Raw genomic sequence first — 18,327 nt, 5'->3', positions numbered from 1 at the left:
CTGTCGTTTTTGTACATTATTTAAAATATAGCAACGCATGAATAGTATTCTAAACGATTTGAAACTAAATTACCGTTTGGGTGGCATCAGCCAAAGAATCTTGTATTGGAATATAGGCTGTTTCGTGATTTCGTTAGTCTTTTTCTATCAATTTAGTGTTGGTCAATTTAACTTTCCTAGCTGGATTACACTTTCGTCAGATCCAATGGTCAGTTTTTCACGACCTTGGACTTTTTTGACTTATGCTTTTTTTCATGATGGGTTTGGTCATTTGTTTTTTAATATGATGGTGCTCCACTTTTCGAGTCGGTTGTTTTTAATTTTTTTTACGTCCAAACAATATTTAGGTTTGTATGTGTTAAGTGCTATTTTTGCTGGAATACTGTTTGTTTTAGGCTATTATTTTTTGCATTTAAGTTCGGTTATTGTGGGGGCTTCGGCAGCAATAATGGCTATTTTAATGGCTACTACAACCTATCAGCCCTTGATGGATATTCGGTTGTTGTTGATTGGAAACGTGAAGCTTTGGCACATTACCGCCGTTATTTTGGTTATTGATCTCCTGCAATTTCGATTAGAAAATACGGGAGGACATATTTCTCACTTGGCGGGAGCCCTTTTTGGTTTTATTTTTATTAAATTGCTTCAAAATGGAATTGATTTAAGTAAAATTGTTTCTGGAACAGTAGCCTTTTTTACTGGTTTTTTTAAAAAATCACCTCAAACGCCGTTCAAAAAAGTCCATGTTAATTATGCCAAAAAACCAGTTGCCAAAACGGCTTCTCGAATTGTTGCCAAAGACAAAACACAACAACAAATTGATGAAATCCTTGATAAAATAAGTCAATCCGGTTACGATTGTTTGAGTGTCGAGGAAAAAGAATTTTTATTTAAAGCGGGAAAATAATACAAACGAATGCTCATGAAAAACCTTTCGTGGTTTAATAAAATCATGTATTTTTTGAATATAGTGCTTACTGTAGTGACTTTTGGTGCTTATGTTTTTCCTTTTTTATCGCCTAAAATTTTCCCAATATTAGCGGTAATGACCTTGTTTATGCCTGTCTTTTTTGTGTTGAACGGACTCTTTTTTATGTATTGGGCAATTCAATTCAAAAAAAGAATGATTTTGTCAGGATTGGTGCTTTTGATGGGGATTACTTTTATCAATAAATTCTATAAATTTTCGCCCAAAGAATACCTAGAAAGTGGCAAGGATTTTACGGTAATGAGCTATAATGTTCGGTTGTTCAATGTGTTCAAATGGGTTGATAATGATGCTATTCCCCACGATATTTTAACCTTCATCAATGATAAAAATCCTGATATTTTGTGCATACAAGAATATTCTAATTATGGCGATATTGATTTAAAGGTGTATCCGCATAAATATGTGCTCATTGCGGGCAATCAAATCAAAACGGGACAAGCTATTTTCTCGAAATTTCCCATAATTAATCAAGGAAATATTGTGTTTCCCAACTCGGATAACAACGTAATTTTTGCAGATATTAAAAAAGGTAAAGACATTATTAGAGTCTACAACATGCACTTGCAGTCCATAAAAATAACGGCAGATGTACATGAAATTTCCGAAAATATAGAAGTCATCAACCAACAAAAATCACAACTGCTTTTTAATAGAATTAGCAAAGCATTCAAGCAACAACAAGAACAGGCGCAACTATTTATTGCACATAAAAAACAATGTGAATATCCCATGTTGATTTGTGGTGACATGAATAATAGTGCTTTTTCCTATGTATATCGCAATATAAAAGGCAAACTCAAAGATAGTTTTGAGGAAGCGGGCGTTGGTTTTGGACAAACGTACACGTTCCGGTATTATCCTGCCCGAATTGATTATATTTTTGCCGATGAAAAAATGGATGTAAAAATCTTTGAAACCTTTCCTGATTTTCAAAGTTCCGATCATTATCCCATTATGGCGAAATTGAGTTTAGAATAGCAATTTAAAGTACAATTATCGTTTGATTCTTTAGATAATCCATAGCAAATTTTCCTTCATTAAAAATTAAATCCAAAACGCTTAAGTTGTTCAAAAAACCATGCTTGTCATCAAAAACTTGAGTGTAGGTTTCGAAGCTATTGGTGTCTTTTTTTCCGTTTATGAGTGCTCTACAATCCTTAATTTGAGAATCATCAATGGTTTGAAAATACTCGGTTGTGGTTTGATATGCTATTTTTTGGCGCAAGCATTTTTCAATTAATGCTAATGATTCCCAATTCAAATCGAGTAAAAAACGGTGTTCTTTTTCGAAAAAAGGACGAATATCATCCTCAAAGAATTCGAAAAAAGGAGAACTTCGGTAAGCTGCTTCTAATGATTTAAAGTGTTGTTTTTGCCAATCAAAATCCGTTTCTATTTGGATATCCTTCGTTTTTTGATGGCTTTTATTGGAATGTTTTATGGGAATGTTCAGCAACTGAATCCCGTTTGGACTGTAAATATAGGTTCGGTTGCGGTTGGTTTGTTTCTGGAAATTATCTTCCACTTCAAAGGTAAGTTCCTCGGCTTGTACGATGGCTACAAAATGACTTATCGACGGAAAATAGGAGGGATGGAGTAGCGTATTCATTGGGATTTGTCTTTTGTTTTAAAACCAAAAAGTCATAAAATCGGTTTAGTGATGCTATGACTTTTTTTTGTTTTTTTGAAATGTATTTTTAAAGCTCTTTTTTAGCTTTGCGTTTTTTATAAAAATATTCACCAACAAAAAAGGCTATTAAACCCAGTAAAAACAATTTAAAATACGATTCTGGTTGTCCTTCGCCGCTAACGGTGGTAAACAAACGTTCCCAACGGATTTTTCCAAAACCTTTTCCATGGGTATTCCAGCTCATCCATATAAAAATTGGTTTTCCTACGATGTGGTTTTCAGGAGTATACCCAAAATAACGGGCGTCAAGCGAGTTGTGGCGGTTGTCTCCCATCATCCAGTAATAATCCTGTTTGAAGGTGTAGGAAGTCACTTTTTGGTCGTTGATGTAAATGTCATTTCCAACTACGTGTAGCGTATTCCCCTCGTATTCGGTGATGATAATTTTATAAAAAGGAAGTGATTCCTTGTTCAATGCTACCGTTTTCCCCGCTTGCGGAATGTAAATAGGACCGTAATTATCGCAACTCCAATTGTTAGTCACCGATGGTTTTCCGTCAGGGAAGTCAGGAAAAACGCCATCTTCAGGGCCTTTCTTGATAAATCGAGTTACGGAGGTAATTCCGGGAATGTTTTTCATTCGCTCGGCATTGGCAAAAGTTAATGCTTTTATTCCAATCGTGTCTTTGTTTTCGCTTACATAAGTGACACCATCTGTTATGTCCATATCTTTGAAAAGGTATTCAAAATCTATGGGCGTTTTACCATCTACAGTGATTTCATACGAATATTGCGGTCTTGCTCTTTCAGGTAAAATCAATTCCTTACCATTAATAAATACAATTCCGTTTTTTATTTGCAAGCTATCACCAGGAATACCTACGCAACGTTTCACGTAGTTTGTTTTTTTGTCAATTGGTTTGTCGTAGCGCTTATCGGCAGGAAGATACATATTGAAAAGCGTATCGCGAGGCCAGTTAAATACTACGATGTCATTGTTTTTTATTTTTTGGAAACCGGGAAACCTAAAATAAGGCAATTGCGGCCAGCTTAAATACGATTTTATTTTGGCAAACGGAATCGTATCGTGCACCATTGGCAATGCCACGGCTGTCATAGGGACTCTTGCTCCATAGTTCATCTTGCTCACAAATAAAAAGTCGCCAACTAGCAAGGATTTTTCTAATGAGGAAGATGGAATCGTGAAGGGTTGTATAAAATAAGTGTGAACAATTGTCGCTACGATTATGGCAAAAAGCAACGAACTTACCGTGTCAGCCGCTCTGTTTTCGGGGTCTATATTTCGGTCCGTAATGTAGTTGAGTTCTTGCGTGTAATTGATGTAATAAATGTAAAATCCAAAAGTAACGATGCCTAAAAAGGTATCTAGAGTAGTTCGTTTTCCAAAACTGCGTAAGGTTTCAACCCATATCACTGGAAACATAATCAAGTTGATGATGGGAACAAAAAGTAAAACTGTCCACCACGTTGGGCGACCAATGATTTTCATTAGTACGATGGCGTTGTATATTGGTACAGCCGCTTCCCAACGCTTTCTTCCTGCACTTTCGTAGAGTTTCCAAGTGCCTAAAAAATGAATTATTTGTACCGCTAAAAAGGTAACAAACCAAAAATATGAGGTCATAATTTACAAGTTTACAAGTTAGGTTTTAGAGGTGGGTGTGTTACCACTTCTGGATTTGAAATTGTTTCTATATTACAAGGCGCTAACCGCCAATACATCTTTCATCGTAAAAATACCTTCTTTACCCACGATCCATTCGGCTGCAATAACGGCACCCAACGCAAAGCCTTCTCGGTTGTGAGCAGTATGCTTTATTTCGATAGCATCTACGGTAGAATTGTATGTTACGGTATGTGTTCCGGGTACGCTTCCAATTCGTTTTGCGTCAATATAAATCTCGGTAGTATTTGTGTTTTCAGGATTTTCTATAGTCCAATTGGTGTAGGAACTGTTTTCGATAACTCCTTTGGCTAATGAAATCGCTGTTCCACTAGGCGCATCTAGTTTTTGAGTGTGGTGAATTTCCTCCATCGCCACGTGATAGGAATCGAATTTGGCCATTATTTTGGCTACATAGGCGTTGATTTCAAAAAACAAATTCACGCCTAAACTAAAATTTGAACTGGATATAAAAGCTCCTTTTTGCGCCATACATAGTGCAGCCATTTCGTCATATTGATCCAGCCAACCTGTTGTTCCAGAAACTACGGGAACATGTGCATTAAAACAGCTTGATATATTAGGAACGGCAGCTGTAGGAACGCTAAAATCAATGGCCACATCAGCATTTTGAAGTCCTTCGTAGGTGTTGAACTCGTCTTTTTTAAGGACAATTTCGTGACCTCTTTCTAGAGCAATTCGTTCAATTACTTGACCCATTTTTCCGTATCCTAAAAGCGCAATTTTCATTTGTTTTTATTTAAAAAATTATAATTTCAGATTTTTGTAATTTGTAAACTCGCACGAAGTTATTGGATTGGCTCTAAAAATTGTAATTTAAAGTTAGTCCCAAGTTGGTTCGTAATGTTACATCATTTTGATACAAATCTGGTTTAATAGATAAATTATCGTTGACATTAAATTGTATTAAAGCGGCATCCACATTGGCATCCACAATATTCAAAACATAAAACCCTATGGATATCAATAAGGATAAATCCCTATTTCGTTGGTAAAATTTTTGTCCAGCAATCAGCCTACTTTTGTCTAAATAGCTAAAATTGTCATCCGTATATCCTTCTAATCTACGTTTGTAGGCATCTCTATACTGATGGTATTTTTTATTATTATCAATATAAAAGTAAAGGCTCGTTCCTATGGCACCATATACCAACGGTATTTTCCAGTATTTTTTATTGTAAGCTTGCCCCAATCCAGGTAAAACAGCCGAATAAAAAGCAGCTTTGGCAGGGGTTAACGGATCGATATCATTTGATTTTAAGGTGTCTTTAGCAACCAAAGGAATTTCGTTCTTCGCTTGTGCCAAAACAGTCGTGTTTCCTAAAACAAAAAGCAGTAGCCCTATCCCAATGATTTTATTCACTATCCGTTTATTAACTTAATGATTCTATTAAAATCTTCTTCTGATTGGAATGGAATGGTGATTTTCCCTTTTCCATTTCCAGCTACTTTTACGTCAACTTTGGCACCAAAATAACTGGTAAACGTTTTTTTCTGTGCTTCTGGAATTTCATACGAGGTGGCTTTGGGTTGTCCCGCAGGTTTTGGTTTCAAACTTTCTTGGTAGTTTTTTACCACTGTTTCCGTGTCCCGAACCGAAAGATTTTGACTTACAATTTTTTGATAAATAGCCGTTTGAGCTTCCTGATCTTCAATGTTTATAATCGCACGACCATGTCCCATACTGATAAATCCATCCCGAATTCCAGTCTGGATTATTGGGTCTAGTTTTAATAAGCGTAAGTAATTTGCAATGGTAGAGCGTTTTTTGCCCACACGTTCGCTCATTTGTTCTTGTGTCAATTGAATTTCGTCAATCAATCGCTGGTACGAAAGCGCAATTTCTATAGGATCTAAATCATGTCGTTGAATGTTTTCGACCAGTGCCATGACCAATGATTCGTTGTCATTGGCAATGCGAATATAGGCTGGAACGGTGGTCAAACCGACCAATGTGGAGGCACGAAGTCTACGTTCCCCAGATATTAATTGGTATTTATTAAAATCCAGTTTCCTAACAGTAATGGGTTGTATAACCCCCAATTCTTTAATCGAAGTGGCTAATTCTCGTAGCGACTCTTCATTGAAATTACTCCTAGGTTGAAACGGATTAATTTCAATAGCTTCAATTTCAAGCTCAATAATATTTCCTACAACTTTATCGGCGTTTTTATCATCAACAGATTTGATGTCGTTTTCAGGATCCTTCAATAAGGCCGACAGTCCTCTTCCTAAAGCTTGTTTTTTTACTGCTTTTGCCATAAATTATTTGCTGTTTTTCTTGATCACTTCTTGCGCTAAATGCAAGTAATTAATAGCTCCTTTACTTGTAGCGTCATAGTTTATAATACTTTCGCCAAAACTAGGTGCCTCGCTCAATTTTACATTTCGCTGTATGATGGTTTCAAAAACCATATCATTAAAATGTTTTTGAACCTCCTCAACTACTTGGTTGGACAAGCGCAATCGAGAGTCGTACATGGTCAATAATAAGCCTTCGATGTCTAAATCTGGATTGTGGATTTTTTGAATGCTTTTAATCGTATTCAATAATTTCCCTAACCCTTCCAAGGCAAAATATTCGCATTGAATAGGAATAATAACCGAGTCAGCAGCAGTCAAAGCATTCAGTGTAAGCAATCCAAGCGATGGGGCACAATCAATAATAATATAATCGTACTCGTCCTTAATGCTTTCTAATGCTTTTTTGAGCATGTATTCTCTATTTTCCTTATCGACCAATTCAATTTCTATGGCAACAAGGTCTATATGCGACGGAATTACGTCCACATTTGGAGCAGAACAAGGGATAATAGCCTCTCTTGGCGTATTACTGTGTTCTAGAATTTGATACGTTCCTATGGCTATTGATTCCACATCAATTCCCAATCCCGAAGTCGCATTTGCTTGAGGATCAGCATCGATTAGTAATACTTTTTTTTCTAAAACACCGAGTGAAGCAGCTAGATTTACTGATGTAGTAGTTTTTCCAACGCCTCCTTTTTGATTAGCAATCGCAATGATTTTGCCCATTTATTTTTCTGAATTTTGAACGGTAAAAATACAATTTTTTATGGTTTCTAAAAATCTATTTTGTTAACATTTGTTAAAGTCTGATTCCTTGTTCTTTGACAAATAAGCCGTTTTTTTTATTCAGGAGCTATTCCAACTGTTCGTTACAAGTTCTTGCAGGATTACTTTTTTTCTAATGCCGCAAAAGGAGCTTCCTTTGGTCGCCCTTTTGCAGCAAGAAAAAATAGGAATCCTACTGCGACGCTTTCTACTGCCATTTGGGCTAGGGTTTCAGATTTTAGATTTCAGATTTTAGATTTCAGATTTTAGATTTTAGATTTTTGATTTTGTGTTTGTCCTAAAAAAATTGTCACTTTTGAAGGGTTCTGGTTTTTCAAATGCTTTGCAATTCACTTTTTCTGGTTCGGTTCAAAATACGTTGATTAAATTTATCGTTTTATTCGTAAGTTAATAGCATTGTAGACTTGTCGAGTTGCGAATTCCAATCAATTTCAAAAATGGGTGTTATTTTATCAAACTCTTTTTTTTAATCCGTGAAAATCCTTTCAATCCTTTCAATCCGTTTAATCTGTGGCAAAAAAACAATTGGAAAGCTTGTTGTCAAAATCCAATCATTTTCTTTACATTTTTGACTCCCTTTTTAAATTAGCTGCAAAATCCAAAAACTCGGGCTGGGACTAAAAACAGCAGTTGGTAAACAAGGTATTTACTCTAAAAAAAGTTGTCACAGATTTAACTGATAAAACGGATTTTTGTACCAATTTTAATTCGTTTTTTGATACACTAAATAAAAAAATCCGTGCTAATCTATTCAATCCGTGTCATCTGTGGCAAAATTTTATGTAGTGCTACATTTTTGGGGTTTAAATCGAATGACCTGCTTGGTAAATAAAAACAGGAATCCCTAAAAATAATTTGTAGAAGTCGAAAAAAGTGCTATATTTGCACCCGCTTTCGGGGTGTAGCGTAGCTCGGTTATCGCGCCTGCTTTGGGAGCAGGAGGCCGCAGGTTCGAATCCTGCCACCCCGACCAAAAAATCCTTTCTGTATTTTCAGAAGGGATTTTTTTTATTATAGCATAACAAAAACTGATTAGTAGCTTTCTATATTTCGTTTATTATGCCTTATTTTTGTACTGTTTAAAAAATAAAATCTGTTACTATGTCTACAACAATCGAAAAAATAAAATGCCTCATTATAGGTTCAGGGCCTGCAGGATATACTGCCGCAATTTATGCCGCTAGAGCCAATATGAATCCTGTTTTGTACCAAGGAATGCAACCTGGAGGACAACTCACAACGACCAACGAAGTCGAAAATTTCCCTGGTTATGTGGATGGCGTTACGGGGCCTGAAATGATGGTACAATTGCAACAACAAGCGCAACGTTTTGGGGCTGATATCCGCGATGGATGGGCTACCAAAGTAGATTTTTCGGGCGATATTCACAAAGTTTGGATCAATGATACGGTTGAGTTGCATTGCGAAACAGTCATCATTTCTACAGGAGCTACGGCTAAATATTTAGGATTGCCATCCGAGCAACATTACTTGAAAATGGGCGGTGGCGTTTCGGCATGTGCCGTTTGTGATGGTTTTTTCTACCGAAATCAAGAAGTGGTTATTGTAGGTGCAGGAGATTCGGCTTGTGAGGAAGCACATTATTTGTCTAAATTGTGCAAAAAAGTAACCATGTTGGTGCGTAGCGAAAAATTTAGAGCCTCAAAAATCATGGAAGAACGCGTACGCAAAACCGAAAATATTACCATATTGATGAACCACGACACGGTGGAAGTGCTTGGTGATGAGCAAGTAGTAACGGGTGTAAAAGCCAAGAACAAAACTACAGGTGATATTTTTGACATTGAAGCGACTGGATTTTTTGTAGCCATTGGACACAAACCCAACACTGATATTTTTGTCCCTTTCATCACTTTGGACGAAACGGGTTATATTATCAACACTCCCGGCACTTCAAAAACCAATGTGGCGGGTGTTTTTGTTGCAGGAGATGCTGCCGATCATGTGTATCGTCAAGCCATTACTGCTGCGGGAACGGGTTGTATGGCAGCACTTGATGCCGAACGGTATCTGGCAGCTAAAGAATAATTTTTAAATAAAATTGTCCAAAAAAATTCCCTTTTGTCAAACAGAAGGGAACTTTTTTTGGTCTTATTTTAACTTTTTAATCAGTTTCGATTCTCCTGTAAAGGCTCTAATTTCTATTTTTGGTTCTCCCAAAAATGTCATTTCGGATTGATCCGAAGCATCCAAAATTAAATTAGTTTCGGCTGTAATGCTACATGTAGTATAGCCTTCAAGGGTAACGTCCGCTTTTTTTGTGGTTAGTTTTTTTCCAGATAAAATGGCATTATTATCCAAGCGAATTGTGGCATTACTGATATCGCCTTCTAGGGTTGCTATCGTTTTTTGATAGCCATCACATTTTAAATCAGTTGTGGTTAGCAATGCTTTTAAAGTGGCATTTTTGCTTAATTCGACTTGGGTATTTACTGCTTTTAAGTTGAGCTCTACTTTTGTTTTATCATTGGATTTCAAAATGAATTGGGTGCAATTGGCATTGAGAAACAGTTTTGAATAGTCTAATGCGTCAAATTCTACAGTGTCGAGTTCCAGTTGTTCAATGGCATTAATGACCGCTTCATTCTTGGCAGTTACTTTTTTCAAATCGGGAGTATAGGTAATTCTTACCACTAATTTTTTGTAACTACCAGCATTTTTGGTGGTGTAAATGCGCAGGGTATTGTCTCTTAATTCGGTTGTTATGATGTCGTGTAAGTTTTCGTCGGCTTCAATTTTGATTTCGTTTTTAGTTCCTTTTTCTAAATAGACTTCAATATTGTCCTCGACTTCGATGGCGTTAAAATTACCAATCTCTTTACTTTCGATGGTGACTGTTTTAGATCCTTTTATTTTTTCTTTTTTTTGAGCTGTAATCGATGTCGAAACCAATAGTAATAGCAAAACAAGGGCACTTTTTTTCATTTTGTAATTTAAAGTAAGATTACAAATATAAAAAAATCATTCACTTTTGATGAATGATTTTAAATTAAATAGTGCTTTTTTTGCTTACTCTTTGTTTATGGAACCGCCTGAACTTTGGGCGTTTTTGCTGATTTTGGGATTGGTATTGTAGCTTATTGTACCACCGCTAGAGGCTTCGGCATTTAGACTAACAATGGGGTGAATGTTTTGCACACTTCCGCTTGACGCATTTGCAGTGATGTCATTGACTAGTAACTCCTTGGCGTTAAAGGAGCTTCCGCTGGAGGAGGTAACGTCCATTTGTAGCGCTTTTCCTTTAACAGCTATGGCGCTTGCGCTGCTTAAATCGCAGTTAATAACGTCAGATTCAATTGCTACGTCTATCGTTGCGGCACTTGAGGCGGTCAAACGCATTTTGTTAGACACGATAACTGCGTTGCTTTTTATAGACGACGCACTTGAGGCAGTTAATCCTTCAATTAATGGCATTTTTATGTGCACCTTTTTTTCGGAGACATTTACAAAGGAATTGTATTGGCATTTGATGACTAGCGTGCCGTTTTCGACAGTAGTTGTGATTCCGTTTTGTAGGTTATCATCCGCTTCGACAGTGATGGCTACTTTGTCAGATTGTTCTATAATGACTTCAATAGTATTGCTAACGTCAATTTTATTGAAATCGCCTTGAACAATTCTTTTTTGGGTAGTTACTTTTCCGCTTCCTGTTATTGCATTTCGTTCTATGATTTGGTTGCAAGAAGCAAATAAAAGTGCCGTTAAGGTGGCTACAATTATTTGGGTGATTATTGTAATTATTTTTATCATGGCACTTATTTTTTTATGATTACGCCTTCTTTATTTACAGTTAATCCTTTTTTTGAACCTGCTTTGTTTACCGTTACCGTTTGTCCATTTACTTTTACAGTTGTAGTGGTAATGCTGTCATTTTGTTCTACATTGTCATTTATATTGACTTCTACATTGTCCGTATCGTCATTTGCTACATCATTGTATTCGTCTTCATCTGCTGGACAATTTAAGCATTTTATTTGTGAATTAGTTACTTTGTAAACGTAAGTATCAGAGCTATAGTGCATGTTGAAGAACTCATTGTCAGATCGGTCGTAATTTTCTACCGTTGCATCGGGTTGCAATAGCATTCCTTCTGGAACATACAGGTAGAGTTCTACTTCTTGACCTCTGAATTTGTTTTTGACATCGGTCAATAAATAGTTGTCTAGAACCAAATGGGAACCTTCTATTTTGAAACCATACTCTATTTTTTCAGCTCTTTGTTTGGCATCTTGAAAGGATTCGCCTTTGGCTGTTTTTTCGATTTGTAGGTAAGGTGCTTTTTCGTCAGTAGACAAGATTTTGATGCTTACGTTGTTCGAATAAATCACTTTTTGGTTTACATTATTTAACAAAAACTTGAATTCATCTCGGTCATCAATGTTATTGGTGTAGTTTTCGTTGTATTTGAATTTTACAAATAACGTGTCAGTTGGTTTTAGATTGATGATTTGTTTCTGAACCGTTTTTCCGTCATACGCTACTTGTGTTGCGGTACGAACGCCTATAGAAATTGTTATGGCAATGGCTATTAACCAAAGAGCTAATAGAGTGTATTTTGCAATAGTTCCTATCGATTTCATATTTGGCGATAGCAATTTGAAACCCAAAATGGTTAAGAAAAAGAACGGAATTCCTACGGCAAAGAACATCAACAATCCAAAAGCCCATGCGGGATAATCTGTAAATTGTCCTGTTTCGATGAAATTTTGCCACGGGAAATCAATAAAAACATTGGTTCCCAAAGTAAATACGCCAACCAATAAGAAAAACAACATTGTAAATCCAGTAATGATTAATAGGACTCCTAAAAACTTGGCAAAAATTTTGAAAACAGTTAGTACAAAATCGCTAAATGAGTTTCCTAATTTCTCGGCACCTGTTTTTACTTGATGACCTACTTTATCAAAATCAGTGTTTTTGAATTTGCCTGATAAGCTGTCTATTTCCTCACGTACTTTTTTTTCGATATTCGATATGGTTACAGGTTCTCCCGTCATTTCTAGTTTTTCGGAAGTGGTAATCGCCTCTGGAGTTACTATCCAAAGTACGATATAAGCAATAATTCCTGTACCAAATCCTGCGAAAACAAATATTAAAAACATGATTTTTAACCAGACAGCATCAATTCCAAAATAGTGTCCTAATCCTGTTGCTACACCGCCAATCATGCCTTTTTCCTTATCACGATACAGTTTTTTGGTACCTCTTGAATTGGTGTCGCTAAAATGTTGAGTCGTTTGATTGTCCTCCTCAATGATGTAATCTTCGGGTTGCCCCATAACCGCAATTACTTCATCAACTTCTTTTATCCCAACAACATGTTTGTCTGTTTTTTGTTTCTCATTTAACAACTCCGAAACCCGAATTTCAATATCCTTAATGATTTCCTCTTGACCCGATGATTTAGAAAGGGATCTTCGTATGGCTTCAAAATAGCGTGTTAATTTTTGGTATGCATCTTCATCAATATGGAAAAACATTCCGCCTAGGTTAATATTTACTGTTTTGTTCATGATTCTTATTTTTGGTTGGTGATTAGGTTTACGGCATCGGATAGTTCCGTCCAAGTGCCATTTAATTCGTTTAAAAAAGTTTGTCCAATTTCGGTCAGACCATAGTATTTTCGTGGTGGGCCTGAAGTCGATTCCTCCCAACGGTAGTTGAGTAATCCGTCGTTTTTTAGTCGTGTCAAAAGCGGGTAAATGGTTCCCTCGACTACTAATAATTTAGCGTTTTTTAAGGTGTCTAATATTTCAGAAGTGTAGGCATCTTTCTCTTTTAGAACAGATAGGATGCAAAACTCGAGAACACCTTTTCGCATCTGGGCTTTTGTGTTTTCAATGTTCATAATTTTTTGATTTGATTTTTTTGATTTTTACTGGTACTCTTCATTTTTTGATTGATGATTGATGATTTTTTTTAACTACATACTTTTTTAGGTTACTTCAAAAAAGGGATGGTTAAAGGGTATTTGTATTTTTTGCCATTTGAGGTTTGTATGGAAGCGTAAATGATTAAAAAGAATTCGGCTATTTTCATGCAAAAGAAAACAAAAACGGCCACCAGTCCCACGGTAATGATGCCGATGTGATCTTGAAAATGAATGGATTCAAAAGGAAAATCAGTATGGTAGTCAAAATTTGAAAACGTGTTGTCTTTAAAAACGGTATAAATCAATATTGGCAACGCAATGGCGGCAAGAATCAAAGTGTAAATGAGCAGGCTCAATTGAAAATTGATGGCTTGTTTGCCGTGGTGGTCTACAAATTCTGATTTGTCTTTTTTGGTTGACCAAATCAAGATGGGGAATATATAATTTCCAAACGGAAATACATATTGGCTCAAGGTACTCAAGTGAGTAAAAGTAGCGGTGTTTTTTTCTGTTGTTGTTTCCATGATTAAAAGTATATAGTAATTTCTTATGCAAATATATGGCTAAAAGAAAGTATCTTGTATCGCATAGTAGTAAATATTAACAATTTTTTAACATTTAAAAATACTAGGCGTGCCTAGTATTTTTTTTGTATTTTTACCAAAAATCGAATCAATATGGCACTTACAGTATCTAAACTCAACCAATTTTTATTTTTTAAATTGCCAGCTGCTTTTTGGTGTGGTGTGCGGGTAAAAGAGATTTCGGGCACGCAATGTGTGGTATCCGTAAAACACCGCTGGGCGAATCAAAATCCATTTAATTCGATGTATTTTGCAGTACAAGCCATGGCTGCCGAGTTGTCTACAGGAGCTATGGTAATTGACCAAATAGCGCAAAGTGGCAAAAAAATATCGATGTTGGTGGCCAATAATAAAAGTAATTTTTCTAAAAAAGCAACGGGGCGCATCACCTTTGTTTGTCAAGATGGGGATTTGATTGCGGCCGCTATTGCAAAAACAATTGCTGATGGAGCAGGGCAGACCTTCTGGATGAAGTCTATAGGAACGAATGAAAAAGGGGAACAAGTCTCGGAAATGGATTTTGAATGGAGTGTCCGAATGAAGTAATTTAGTATGAATTTAAAAGCTAAATTTTAAGAGTATAAAAAAATGCCGTTACAGTTTTTGTAGCGGCATTTTTTGTGGGTTATTCTTTTTTAGCGCAGCATTTTTTTCCTTCTGCTTTGCATTCTTTTTTAGTAGTTTCTTTTTTGGTACTACTTTTTTCTTTTTTAGCTTTTTCTGGTGCAGGTTTAGCTTCTTGTGCAGTAGCGCTTATGGTAAAAGCCACGAGCAGTACTAGGGATAGGATTTTTTTCATGGTATAGCAATTGTATTGTTTTTGTTTTAACAATTCAAATATAGAAATGATTTTCAATATTGATTTGTAAAGAATAGTTAAAGTTTGCTTAATTCTTGTTTGAAAAAAAAAGGGAGACTAGCGACAGTCTCCCTTTTTACAAAATGGTTATTTAAACTATTTGCCTTTTCCTATTTTTATAAAAAAAGTAACAGGCAAACATAATTCCAGCGATGGCAAGCACCACTAATTTGCTGTTTATGGGCATTGGTTCGCCACTTTCTAAATCTCCTGTGTCTGATTCATCGCCCGGATCTGCAAATAGCATTAAGTTCGAGAACAAAAACACGAGAGTCAGGTATCCTTTTACTGCTTTATTTTTCATAATTGTATTTTTAAATTTTACTTTTTAGAAAGTACTAATAGATGATTTTTTTGGTAACTATTTCGTTTAGATCCGAGGTGATTTGAACCATTATGGTTTGTTCCGCAGCTGTAAAATCTTTTAGAACGGTAGTGTTTAGTTTGATGTTATTTTGCTCGTAAATCATACGTCCTCTAATATCAAATAAGCGAACATTCTTGATAATTGCTTTGCCTGCATTGATGGTAATGAGTCCGTTTTGTTTGAAAACGATTATGGAGTTGCTAGTGAATTCTGGTTTTTGAACACCAAGAGCCAAACTGCTTTTGTAAGCCAATTCAAAACGATTGCTAAAAGTACCCGTTGCTGATGTAAAGGCGTACGGTGCTTTTTTCAAATTTTGTGAGGTTCCAATTAGTTTGTCATTCACAAATACGTCTTGGTTGCCTTCAAATAAACCATCAACATGATCAATGGCAATAGAGAAAGTACCGCTAGCATTGGTTTTGAAGGTCAAAGGCACTAGATCCGTATCGCTAAAAGGAAGGCTACGCCCTTGAATAGCAAATTCTTCGTTGTTTATTGTAGAAGTCAATGCTGTACTGTTGTCATTAATGAAATGCCCGTCAATAGCAGGGTCAATTCCACTAGAAGCCCCTGTCATGTAAGCTACCATTATTTGGTTAACTGGAGCAGTATCTTTAGCAAGATTCAACCAAATTCTATTTCTTTCTATTGCTTTTGTTTTCAGAAATTGGTTGGCATTGTTCGTTACCCGCATGGCATTTGTAAATGAAATAGTAGCTGCAGTTGGTTTAGTCAAAAATCCTTGACCTACCTGAATGATTCCATTAGGGACAATGCTGCTTGCTCCTCCCGCATTCGCAGTTCCCCCCGCTTTGGTATAGGTCGCATAGGATGTGGTGGCTGTATTATTGGTTTTTCTCCAAAAATACAAGGCATCAGTAATGGCATTGGTATCAATAAAGGCATCGGCACTTAAGGTTGATGGATACGGATTTCCAATGGCATTGTACGTATTGTTCGCCACGGCAAATGTATAGTTACCGTTGTTAGGAGTTCCCTCAAATTGCCCTTCCCAAATGGTTGGTGTTGTAGGGTGGTTGTTAGGCAGACGAATTAAATAGCCAGTAGCTGTAGCAAAATTAGTGGTGCTTGGCGTAGCGATTGCATTGTACAAATTGGTTGTTGGGTTGTAGGTATAAAAACGAGTGGCTAAAGTTGCTGGCGAAAAAGCTTGCAATTTTTGGTTAGCAACAGGCGCAGACCATATAACATAATCCAATAGCATCAAGGGGCTCGTTTTTCTTTTTACAATGATGTTTCCTGTGTTGCCATTGGTGTCTTTGGATTGAACCAAATTCGTATTGTTCTCAAAAGTTAAAGTCGATCCAGTAGCTACGGTTACATCATTGGCAATACTGAAATTGAAACCTGATTTTACAAGTACTTTGGCATTGTTATTCACCACAAGACTACAAGCAGCTAAATTGGCGGTAGCGGTAAAATCAGCAGCGATAATAGCGCCTTTGTTTGCATTAGGAGTTCCATTGCTCCATGTTCCAGTCCAAGTGGTACTTTCTATCGTAACCGTAGTAGGAGTGGCGGTAGTTGTTGCACATAAACTGTTTATAAGTACGGCACGAAACTGTGTCGTTTGGGTCAAAATACCAGCCGTGTAGGTTGTGTTTGTATGGGCAATAGGCGTCCAAGTTGTAAACGGGCTAACAGCACTTTCCCAACGAAGGATTGTTCCAGTTGCTCCAGTAAGTGACAATAAACCACTAGCTGACCCCAAACAAATTGGTGTTCCGCCAGTAACCGCTCCACCAATAAGAATTGGATTATTGGTCACATAATTGGCAGCAGCATCTTTTTGCCACAAGCTGTTAGCGGTTGCAGCAGCAGGATCCGTTGTTGCAATACAGGTTAAGTCAGCATTGTTGTAGCAATACAATTCGGCACTAGTGTTTAAATCGGTTACATTCAAGGTGGTCAAATTATTGTACCCTGCATAAACGTAGGTTAAGGCAGTAAGCCCCGTAAGATCTAAACTTTGGATGTTGTTATTGCCACAGTCTAGGTATGTTAAACTAGTTAATGAGCTTAAATCTAAACTAGTTAAGGCATTGTAATAACAATTTAATTCGGTTAAATGGGTTAATCCCGTAAGATCTAAACTCGTTAAATTATTAGTGTCACAGCCTAATGTTTGTAGATTAGAAAAGGCTTTAATACCCGTTAAATCGCTAATGTTTTTGGTATTTACATCTAATGTTGTAATGCCGCTAATGTTACTAGTGATTACTTTTCCATCTTTAAGACAGTCATAACCTAAATCGATTAATGCTTGTTCAAAATTAGCATCAGGAATTGCCGTTGTTGGCGTTGCTGCAGGAATTGCAATTATCACATTTTGAGGTACGATGATGCTTTGACCATGTCCGTCATTAAAAGTCCAATGAATAACATGCGTTCCAGCGGTGTTGTAGGTTAACGCATCCGAAGTTGTACCCGTTAAAGTACCCGCACAAGCATCAGTAGTAGTTGGAGCAACTGCAGTTGCGGAACAATCACTTTTGATATCAGCTAGTGTTGGAGTAACAGGCGCAACGGTATCAGTAATGGTTACGGTTTGGTTTTGGGTGCTTGTATTTCCTTTAGCATCCGCATACGTCCAAGTAACAGTAGTCGTCCCTTGAGTTGCAATTGGGAAGGTAGTGGTTGTTGTACCCGTGATGGTTCCCGAACAATTGTCGGTTGCTGTTGGTGCAGTGATAGACGCTACGCTACATTGAGCGGTTACGGTGGTTAGTGTCGCAGCATTGGCAACAGGCGCAACGGTATCAGTAATGGTTACGGTTTGGTTTTGCGTAGCAGTATTTCCTTTAGCATCAGCATACGTCCAGACTACAGTAGTTGTCCCTTGAGTTGCAATTGGGAAGGTAGTAGTTGTTGTACCGGTTATGGTTCCTGAACAATTGTCGTTTGCTGTTGGCGCAGTGATAGACGCTACGCTACATTGAGCAGTTACGGTGGTTAGTGTCGCAGCATTGGCAACCGGCGCAAGAGTATCGGTAATGGTTACGGTTTGATTTTGCGTAGCAGTATTTCCTTTAGCATCAGCATACTTCCATATCACAGTAGTTGTACCTTGAGTGGTAATAGGGAAGGTAGTAGTTGTTGTACCGGTTATGGTTCCCGAACAATTGTCGGTTGCTGTTGGTGCAGTGATTGACGCTACGCTACATTGAGCGGTTACGGTGGT

18 protein-coding genes and 1 tRNA gene are annotated in these 18,327 nt (G+C 37.0%); 5 read left to right on the top strand and 14 right to left on the bottom strand.

Going from position 1 to position 18,327, the window contains the following annotated elements:
- Positions 1 to 37: 37 nt before the first annotated feature.
- Positions 38 to 907: a rhomboid family intramembrane serine protease gene (locus tag FNW21_RS09595; RefSeq protein ID WP_144256522.1), complete on the top strand. Its 870-nt coding sequence runs from the start codon at positions 38 to 40 to the stop codon at positions 905 to 907.
- A 15-nt stretch (positions 908 to 922) separates the two neighbouring features.
- On the top strand, positions 923 to 1,969 hold the full coding sequence (locus FNW21_RS09590) for an endonuclease/exonuclease/phosphatase family protein (protein ID WP_144256638.1): 1,047 nt from the start codon (positions 923 to 925) through the stop codon (positions 1,967 to 1,969).
- 4 nt (positions 1,970 to 1,973) lie between these two features.
- On the opposite strand, the gene FNW21_RS09585 is transcribed toward FNW21_RS09590, so the two are convergent.
- The 6 genes from FNW21_RS09585 to FNW21_RS09560 all read right to left on the bottom strand — a co-directional run bounded on the left by FNW21_RS09585 (position 1,974) and on the right by FNW21_RS09560 (position 7,359).
- Positions 1,974 to 2,600 carry a WbqC family protein gene (locus FNW21_RS09585; protein WP_144256521.1) on the bottom strand — a complete coding sequence of 209 codons (627 nt, stop codon included), beginning with the start codon at positions 2,598 to 2,600 and terminating at the stop codon, positions 1,974 to 1,976.
- A gap of 88 nt (positions 2,601 to 2,688) precedes the next feature.
- The gene (gene lepB, locus FNW21_RS09580; protein WP_144256520.1) at positions 2,689 to 4,266 is read right to left on the bottom strand and encodes a signal peptidase I; all 1,578 of its coding nucleotides are present in this window, start codon (positions 4,264 to 4,266) and stop codon (positions 2,689 to 2,691) included.
- A 72-nt stretch (positions 4,267 to 4,338) separates the two neighbouring features.
- Complete coding sequence (gene dapB / locus FNW21_RS09575; protein WP_144256519.1) at positions 4,339 to 5,055, bottom strand: 4-hydroxy-tetrahydrodipicolinate reductase; 717 nt, start codon at positions 5,053 to 5,055, stop codon at positions 4,339 to 4,341.
- A gap of 73 nt (positions 5,056 to 5,128) precedes the next feature.
- Positions 5,129 to 5,689 carry a DUF5683 domain-containing protein gene (locus FNW21_RS09570; RefSeq protein ID WP_144256518.1) on the bottom strand — a complete coding sequence of 187 codons (561 nt, stop codon included), beginning with the start codon at positions 5,687 to 5,689 and terminating at the stop codon, positions 5,129 to 5,131.
- Positions 5,689 to 6,588, bottom strand: a complete 900-nt coding sequence (locus FNW21_RS09565; protein ID WP_144256517.1) for a ParB/RepB/Spo0J family partition protein — start codon at positions 6,586 to 6,588, stop codon at positions 5,689 to 5,691. Before FNW21_RS09565 ends, FNW21_RS09570 begins: the two co-directional genes overlap by 1 nt.
- 3 nt (positions 6,589 to 6,591) lie before the next feature.
- Entirely contained in the window at positions 6,592 to 7,359 is a 768-nt protein-coding gene (locus tag FNW21_RS09560) for a ParA family protein (RefSeq protein ID WP_144256516.1), read from the bottom strand.
- A 955-nt stretch (positions 7,360 to 8,314) separates the two neighbouring features.
- On the opposite strand from FNW21_RS09560, the gene FNW21_RS09555 reads away from it, so the two are divergent.
- Both FNW21_RS09555 and trxB read left to right on the top strand, forming a co-directional pair.
- A tRNA-Pro gene (locus FNW21_RS09555) sits at positions 8,315 to 8,392 on the top strand.
- Positions 8,393 to 8,520: 128 nt separating this feature from the next.
- Entirely contained in the window at positions 8,521 to 9,468 is a 948-nt protein-coding gene (gene trxB / locus FNW21_RS09550; protein ID WP_144256515.1) for a thioredoxin-disulfide reductase, read from the top strand.
- Positions 9,469 to 9,531: 63 nt separating this feature from the next.
- On the opposite strand, the gene FNW21_RS09545 is transcribed toward trxB, so the two are convergent.
- The 5 genes from FNW21_RS09545 to FNW21_RS09525 form a co-directional block, all read right to left on the bottom strand.
- Entirely contained in the window at positions 9,532 to 10,365 is an 834-nt protein-coding gene (locus FNW21_RS09545; protein WP_144256514.1) for a GIN domain-containing protein, read from the bottom strand.
- Positions 10,366 to 10,449: 84 nt separating this feature from the next.
- Positions 10,450 to 11,190, bottom strand: coding sequence for a head GIN domain-containing protein (locus FNW21_RS09540; protein ID WP_144256513.1), 741 nt, complete (start codon positions 11,188 to 11,190; stop codon positions 10,450 to 10,452).
- Between the two features lie 5 nt (positions 11,191 to 11,195).
- The gene (locus FNW21_RS09535) at positions 11,196 to 12,953 is read right to left on the bottom strand and encodes a PspC domain-containing protein (RefSeq protein ID WP_144256512.1); all 1,758 of its coding nucleotides are present in this window, start codon (positions 12,951 to 12,953) and stop codon (positions 11,196 to 11,198) included.
- Positions 12,954 to 12,958: 5 nt separating this feature from the next.
- On the bottom strand, positions 12,959 to 13,288 hold the full coding sequence (locus FNW21_RS09530; protein WP_073210148.1) for a PadR family transcriptional regulator: 330 nt from the start codon (positions 13,286 to 13,288) through the stop codon (positions 12,959 to 12,961).
- Positions 13,289 to 13,380: 92 nt separating this feature from the next.
- Positions 13,381 to 13,836, bottom strand: coding sequence for a DUF4870 domain-containing protein (locus FNW21_RS09525; RefSeq protein ID WP_144256511.1), 456 nt, complete (start codon positions 13,834 to 13,836; stop codon positions 13,381 to 13,383).
- Between the two features lie 153 nt (positions 13,837 to 13,989).
- Between FNW21_RS09525 and FNW21_RS09520 the strand changes: the two genes are divergently transcribed.
- Positions 13,990 to 14,442: a DUF4442 domain-containing protein gene (locus tag FNW21_RS09520; RefSeq protein ID WP_144256510.1), complete on the top strand. Its 453-nt coding sequence runs from the start codon at positions 13,990 to 13,992 to the stop codon at positions 14,440 to 14,442.
- Positions 14,443 to 14,521: 79 nt separating this feature from the next.
- Here the strand turns inward: FNW21_RS09520 and FNW21_RS16335 are convergent, their stop codons facing one another.
- The 3 genes from FNW21_RS16335 to FNW21_RS09510 all read right to left on the bottom strand — a co-directional run.
- Positions 14,522 to 14,695 (bottom strand): hypothetical protein, encoded by a 174-nt coding sequence (locus FNW21_RS16335; RefSeq protein WP_185963915.1) that lies wholly within the window; start codon positions 14,693 to 14,695, stop codon positions 14,522 to 14,524.
- A gap of 151 nt (positions 14,696 to 14,846) precedes the next feature.
- Complete coding sequence (locus tag FNW21_RS09515) at positions 14,847 to 15,059, bottom strand: hypothetical protein (RefSeq protein WP_144256509.1); 213 nt, start codon at positions 15,057 to 15,059, stop codon at positions 14,847 to 14,849.
- Positions 15,060 to 15,093: 34 nt separating this feature from the next.
- Positions 15,094 to 18,327: HYR-like domain-containing protein (locus FNW21_RS09510; protein WP_144256508.1), on the bottom strand; the 3,234-nt coding region annotated here is incomplete at its 5' end.

The sequence above is a fragment of the Flavobacterium restrictum genome, assembly GCF_007097245.1.
Lineage (GTDB): Bacteria > Bacteroidota > Bacteroidia > Flavobacteriales > Flavobacteriaceae > Flavobacterium > Flavobacterium restrictum.
Note: the sequence above shows the minus strand (reverse complement) of the source record. Positions and strands in the feature narration are given on the sequence as shown.